Here is a 5,900-nt window from a genome sequence, read left to right as displayed (position 1 = left end):
GGCGCTGTGGAACCACACCGATCCATCTCGAACTCGGTTGTGAAACGCAGCAGCGGCGACGATAGTTGGGGGGTAGCCCCCTGCAAAAATAGCTCGATGCCAGGTAAAACTTCCGCTCCATCGTCGCTGTATATCGCGATGTGAGCCACCAGCTCCACATGGAGTTGAAGGAAAAGCCACCCGAGGAGGGTGGCTTTTCTGTTGGTCGGTTGTTTTGCGGCCGGCTGCTGGTGCGCTGCTGGCTGGAGCCGGGGATGGGGCGCAATCCTCGGGCTCAGAATTCAATCTGAGCCAGGCTGGTGATGGCCTCAAAGGGACCCGGATCCACGGCGGGATTCTGCGGCCGCAGACTGAATCGCGTGGCCATGCCGGCGGATCGGGCGGCTTCCAGTTCGCTCTTGGAATCGCTCACAAACAGAATCGCTGCCGGCGCCAGCGCCAGCTCCCTCGCAATAGCGCGATAGCTGGCGGCTTCACCCTTGGGGCCCGTGCTGGTGTCGAACCAGTGGCTGAACAGGCCTCTGAGATCGCCGTCGGTGCTGTGGCCGTAGAGAAGTTGCTGCGCTTTGACCGATCCCGAGGAATAGACAGCCAACAGCAGACCGTCCTTTCGCCAGGCCCGTAGCGCTGGGGCCACATCGTCAAACAGCCGGCATTGCAGGGCGCCGCTGGCATAGCCCTCGTCCCAGATCAGCCCCTGTAGTTCCTTCAAGGCGGGAAGCTTGCGGTCCTGATCAATCAGCGACTGAAGAAATCGCACCCGTTCGTCATGGCTTGGCGCCCTTCGGGGCCGTTCATCGGCAGCCCCGTCGTCCGCTGCCATGGCCCCATCAATCGCTTCAATCAGAGAAGCCAGCGCTGCATTCCCTTCGGTTTGCAGAAAGCCATCCAGCCGCTCGCGGGCATAGGGGAACAACACCTGGCTCACGAAGGGCACCGGGCAGGTGGTTCCCTCAATGTCGAGCAGCACGGCCCTGATCCCCTCGCTCTGGGGCTTCAGCTGGCCCAGGCTCTCCAGCAGCAGGCGCCGCCACCGTTGTTCCAGCAGCCACTCCAGGATCTCCAGATGTCGCCGTGCCTGGGGCAGATCGCTCCCCCAGGCGTAGAGGCCATGCCCGGCGATCAACAGTCCCTGGGGGGCGGCAGCGAGCAGGGGGCCGGCGGCGGCGCTGAGCCGGGCCAGGTCCTGGTCGTTGGCCAGGACGGGCAGCGTCACCCGGCTGCGGTGGCTGCTGACGCCTTCCAGCCCCTTGAGCATTTCCAGGCCCTGCAGCTGCAGGCTCCCCGGTGTCTGATCGTCTCCCAGACACCAGTCGGAGAGCAGGGTGGCGGCCTGGGAATGGGTGTGCAGCACGGCGCCGGCCCCGGTGCGATCCACGATCTCCAGGTGCAGCAGGGTTTCGGCGCTGGCCCGGCCTTCGCCGGCCACCACCGCCCCTTCCCCATCCACCTGGATCAGATCCTCCGGGCCAACGGATCCCTTGTCGACACCGCTGGGGGCCATCAGCAGGGTCAGGGGGTCGCGCGTCAGCACGCAACTGAAGTTGCCTCCAGTGCCATCACACCAGCCGCGGCCGTGGAGGGCCGCCATGGTGCGGCTGAGCTGGTCGGCGAGGGCGCTGGTCACGCGGGCTGGGAAAGAAGGGGATGGGTGGGGCTGGGCGCCGGCCGTCAGTTCTGGCAGCGAGGACACCAGTGACTGCTGCGCCCCCCCAGCTTCTCGCGCAGGATCTCCGTGCCGCAACGGCGGCAGGGTGATCCGCTGCGTCGATACACCCAGGCCTGGCCGCCGTAGTTGCCGTTGGTGCCCTGCAGGTCGCGGAAGTCGCTGAAGGTGGTGCCCCCGGCGCCGATGCTGGTCTCCAGGACCTCCACCAGAGATGAACGCAGCCGCTCAAGGTCGCTGCGCCCGAGGCGGCCGCTGGGGGTCTGGGGCCGAATCCCTGCCGCAAACAGGGACTCATCGGCGTAGATGTTGCCCACCCCCGCCACCAGTGATTGGTCGAGCAGGGCGTTCTTGATCGCTCGCCGCGAGCCCTTCAGGCGCTCCTGCAGGTAGGCGCCGGTGAAAGCCGCGGCGAACGGTTCCGGCCCCAGACGCCGCAGGCCGGTGATCACCGCTGTGTCGGCGACCCCGGCAGGAACCCACCACATCTGGCCAAAGCTGCGGGTGTCCACGAAGCGCAGCTCCTCGCCGGCCGCGTTCCAGACCCGCACCCGGGTGTGGGGGCAAGGGGGGCGCGTCTCGGCCAGCCAGAGGAACTGGCCGGTCATGCGGAGGTGCACGCCCCAGCGGCCCGCGTCACTGCCGCCAGGGGCCTCGAGATCAGCCAGGAGGTACTTGCCACGGCGGTGCCACCGGCCCACAAGAAGGCCCCGAAGGGCCCTGCAGAAGTCAGCAGGGTCTTCGGGGCTGGCGATGGCGCGGGCCCTGAGCACCTCGACGCGGTCGATGAAAAGGCCGCGGGTCTGTTGCTCGAGGCCCCGACGAACGGTTTCAACCTCAGGCAGCTCAGGCATGCCCGGATCGTAGGGCTGGCCGGAAACTCAGGCCTTGACGAGCTCGCTTTCGGCGAAGTTGTTGGTGTTGATGCCGCCGTCGGAGCCGCTGTAGCCGTTGTAGTTCACCTTCTCGAAGCGAACGACCACCGGATAGCGGATGCCGGAGGTGTCAACCGACGCCACGGTGCCAACTTCGTTGTACCAGTAGGACTCCGGACGCTTGATCCGTACTTTGTCGCCGCGGGAGATGGCCATCGCTGGGCTGGAAGATCGGGTGGTCTGCGCAGCGACACTACCGGCGATCCGGGGCCTGCGCCCAGGCGATGTCACGGTTCGTTGCCGGCCCCGTGGCAACATCCCCGCACCCACCGCCGGCCCCGCCGATGGTCCCGTCCATGGCCCTCCCCGAGGCCCCCCTGCTGAGCCTGGATCTGCCCGATCCGGAGAGCGACAGCCTCAGCACGATGGAGTTCCTGGCCCGGCTTGAAGAAGCCTGGGCCGTCTGCGATCGCTTTGATCTGCAGACCGAAATCTGGCGTGGCCGCATCCTGCGATCGGTGCGCGACCGGGAACGGCGTGGCGGCGAGGGACGCGGCACCGGTTTCCTGCAGTGGCTGCGGGAACGGGAGATCAGCAAGACCCGCGCCTACACCCTGATCCAGCTGGCGGAGTCGGCCGATGGCCTGGTGGGCGAGGGCCTGCTGGAGGAGGGCAGCGTCAACAATTTCTCCAAGCGGGCCTTCCTGGAAACGGCCCAGGCCGATCCGGAGGTCCAGCAGATGATCAGCGAGGCGGCCAACGAGGGCCAGCAGATCACCCGCAAGCAGGTGCGCCGCCTCACTGACGAGTTCACCGCCGCCACCAGCCCCCTGCTGCCGGAGGAGATCCGCCAGCGCACCGCCGACAACCTCCTGCCCCCCCGGGCCGTGGCGCCTCTGGTGCGGGAACTGGCCAAGCTGCCCGAGGAGCAGCAGAACGACCTGCGCCGTGTCCTGCGGGAGGAACCGGAGCTGGAGCGGGTCAAGGATGTGACCCTCACCGCCCGCTGGCTCAGCAAGGCGGCCGAGGCGGGGCTGGCGGTGCGGGCCTTCCAGCAGGGGAATCTCGACCTGGAGAAGGCCCTGCAGGAAGCCCAGCGACTCGATGCCCTGGGCCTCCTGGCCGATGCGGTGGGCCAGGCCCAGGCGCTCGAGAGTGCAGTGCTCAAGCTGCACACCAGCTGGCGCCGGCTGGGGGGTCTGCAGGAGCGTCTCTGGGTGGAGAGCGGCAGCAGCACCCCCCACCTGCGGGAGCTGCTCACGGTGTTGCAGAGCCTCAGCGGCACCACCATGCGGGTCTCTTTGGGGGAACTGGCGGGCGGCAAGCGGGTGCGTCTGCAACTGGTGGAGGAATCCCCCGACCAGCTGGAGCCGCCTCCAATGCCGTGACGGCCGCGGGCTTGAGCCAGCAGCCACCACATCTGGTGGGAGCTAGGGTCTGGCGGTACCAGCGCTGGAGTGAGCTTGGGGGCCGATCCCCTCACCGAGAGCCTGCAGCGCCATTTCGGCTGGGAGAGCTTCCGGCCCGGGCAGCGGCCGGTGGTCGAGGCGTTGCTGGCCGGCCGCGACTGCCTGGCGGTGCTGCCCACCGGAGCGGGCAAGTCGCTCTGCTTCCAGCTCCCCGCCCTGGTGCGGGATGGCCTGGTGGTGGTGATCTCTCCCCTGGTGGCCCTGATGCAGGACCAGGTGAGCCAGCTGCAGGCCCGGGGCATTCCGGCGGCCTGCCTGCACCGGGGCCTGGAGCAGGGGGAGCGGCGCCAGCTGCAGCAGCGACTGGTATCGAACCGGCTGCGGCTGCTCTACCTGGCGCCCGAGAGGGCGCAGGCGGAGGCCACCCGCCAGTTGCTCGAGGAGGCCCTCGACACCGGCCGGCTGGTGGCCCTGGCCGTGGACGAGGCCCATTGCATCAGCGCCTGGGGCCATGATTTCCGCCCCGATTACAGGCGCCTGGGTCAGCTGCGGGCGCTGTGTCCCGGCGTGCCGCTGGTGGCCCTGAGTGCCACCGCCGCGCCCCAGGTGCGGGCCGACATCATTCGCCTGTTGCAGCTGCGTCGGCCCCTGGTGCAGGTCCGATCGGCTCGCCGCGCCAACCTCTCGTACACCATGCGGCGGCGGCCAGCGGACCCCCTGGCCGAGGTGGTGGCGGCGATCGGCCAGGCCCGCGGGGCGGTGCTCATCTATGCCCGCACCCGCCGCTCGGTGGAGCAATGGGCGGCGCGTCTGACGGCGGCCGGGGTGGAAGCGATCGCGTACCACGCCGGCATGGACCCCGAGAGCCGCCAGCTGGCGCTGCGCCATTTCCAGGAGCATCCCTCGCCGGTGCTGGTGGCCACCGTCGCCTTTGGCATGGGGGTCGACCGGCCCGATGTAGGGCTGGTGCTCCACCTCGACCTGCCGGCCAGTGCCGAGGGCTATCTGCAGGAATCGGGGCGGGCCGGCCGCGACGGGCAGCCCGCCCGCTGCCTGGTGCTCTTCGATCCCGCCGACCGCACCAGCCTCGGCTGGGCGATGCGAAGCGCTGGCCAGCAGCTGCCGGCGGACCAGCGGCTGCTGGAACGCCACAGGCTCGAGCTGGCCCAGCAGCAGCTGCGGCGCATCGAAGCGGTGGCCGAAGGTGAGGGGTGCCGGGAGCAGGCCCTGCTGCTGGCGGTGGGGGAGCTCTCCCCCCCCTGCGGCCGTTGCGACAACTGCTTGTCGGCGCCATCGGCGAACGACTGGGCCCACCAGGCGGCCGTGTTGCTCTCGGCCCTGGAGGATCGCAGCGGCCGCGACCTGCGCAGCCTGGCCGAGGACCTGGCCGGTGCCCACGGCAACGAGGAACCCCGCTGGGCCTGGCTGGCCCGCCGCCTGGTGCAGGAGGAGCTGATCAGCGAGAGCGACGATGGCGCCCAGCGTCTGTACCTGCGGCCGGTGGGCCGTAGCTACCTGAGGGACCCCTGGCCCCTGCGCTGGTCGGCCTGAGGCAAGGCTTCAGGCTCCCTGCCCGTTCAGCTGCCTCTGGACTTGCAGAGGTCGGTGACCAGCTGCTGCTCGAAATCGGCCTGAGGATCATCCCAGCTCTTCCACTGGCCCGCTTGGCTGGTGGCATTGAGTTTGCGGGCACTGCAGTTGACCGCCAGGTAGAGCGACTCCCCCTGGGAATTGAGGGTGGGCGCGACCATGCTGCCGCCCATCGGCTGCCAGTTGGCCCAGTCCACCTGCAGGGGGCCGTAGTTGCGCCAGTCGGGCTTGCCGGGGGTGGCGGTGCTGGCCGGCCGGGGGGCTGCCGCCACCACGGCTGGCTGGGGCCGGGCGGCCGGTGCCGGGGCGGCCTTGGCGACCGTGGGGGCCGGTTGGCTGGCGGCAGGAGCTGGGCTGGCT

At 69.3% G+C, this 5,900-nt stretch carries 5 protein-coding genes, 1 rRNA gene and 1 pseudogene; 3 read left to right on the top strand and 4 right to left on the bottom strand.

Features of this window, described 5'->3' with window-relative positions; all coding sequences use genetic code 11:
* A 5S ribosomal RNA gene (rrf, locus tag VB739_RS15945) occupies positions 1–105 on the top strand; the annotation flags it as partial.
* A gap of 169 nt (positions 106–274) precedes the next feature.
* Here the strand turns inward: rrf and mtnC are convergent.
* From mtnC to VB739_RS15925, 3 genes are read right to left on the bottom strand one after another with little or no spacing between them, the layout of a single operon-like run.
* The gene (gene mtnC / locus VB739_RS16725; RefSeq protein WP_416233354.1) at positions 275–1,627 is read right to left on the bottom strand and encodes an acireductone synthase; all 1,353 of its coding nucleotides are present in this window, start codon (positions 1,625–1,627) and stop codon (positions 275–277) included.
* 44 nt (positions 1,628–1,671) lie between these two features.
* The gene (locus VB739_RS15930) at positions 1,672–2,520 is read right to left on the bottom strand and encodes a DNA-formamidopyrimidine glycosylase (RefSeq protein ID WP_323358001.1); all 849 of its coding nucleotides are present in this window, start codon (positions 2,518–2,520) and stop codon (positions 1,672–1,674) included.
* A gap of 27 nt (positions 2,521–2,547) precedes the next feature.
* Positions 2,548–2,757: a photosystem I reaction center subunit IV gene (locus tag VB739_RS15925; RefSeq protein ID WP_094587464.1), complete on the bottom strand. Its 210-nt coding sequence runs from the start codon at positions 2,755–2,757 to the stop codon at positions 2,548–2,550.
* A 140-nt stretch (positions 2,758–2,897) separates the two neighbouring features.
* Here VB739_RS15925 and VB739_RS15920 point away from each other — a divergent pair, with 140 nt between their 5' ends.
* Both VB739_RS15920 and VB739_RS15915 read left to right on the top strand, forming a co-directional pair.
* Positions 2,898–3,929 (top strand): hypothetical protein, encoded by a 1,032-nt coding sequence (locus VB739_RS15920; RefSeq protein ID WP_323358000.1) that lies wholly within the window; start codon positions 2,898–2,900, stop codon positions 3,927–3,929.
* A gap of 75 nt (positions 3,930–4,004) precedes the next feature.
* Positions 4,005–5,501: an ATP-dependent DNA helicase RecQ gene (locus VB739_RS15915; RefSeq protein ID WP_323357999.1), complete on the top strand. Its 1,497-nt coding sequence runs from the start codon at positions 4,005–4,007 to the stop codon at positions 5,499–5,501.
* Positions 5,502–5,527: 26 nt separating this feature from the next.
* Here the strand turns inward: VB739_RS15915 and VB739_RS15910 are convergent.
* Positions 5,528–5,900, bottom strand: a pseudogene (locus VB739_RS15910) (peptidoglycan-binding protein); the annotation flags it as partial.

The sequence above is a fragment of the Cyanobium gracile UHCC 0281 genome (assembly GCF_034931305.1).
Classification (GTDB): domain Bacteria; phylum Cyanobacteriota; class Cyanobacteriia; order PCC-6307; family Cyanobiaceae; genus Cyanobium; species Cyanobium gracile_A.
Note: the sequence above shows the minus strand (reverse complement) of the source record. Positions and strands in the feature narration are given on the sequence as shown.

Excerpts from the sequence above, each read along its gene's own strand:
- VB739_RS15925 (WP_094587464.1), bottom strand. The coding sequence starts at position 2,757 with ATGGCCATCTCCCGCGGCGACAAAGTACGGATCAAGCGTCCGGAGTCC.
- VB739_RS15920 (WP_323358000.1), top strand. The coding sequence starts at position 2,898 with ATGGCCCTCCCCGAGGCCCCCCTGCTGAGCCTGGATCTGCCCGATCCG.
- VB739_RS15930 (WP_323358001.1), bottom strand. The coding sequence starts at position 2,520 with ATGCCTGAGCTGCCTGAGGTTGAAACCGTTCGTCGGGGCCTCGAGCAA.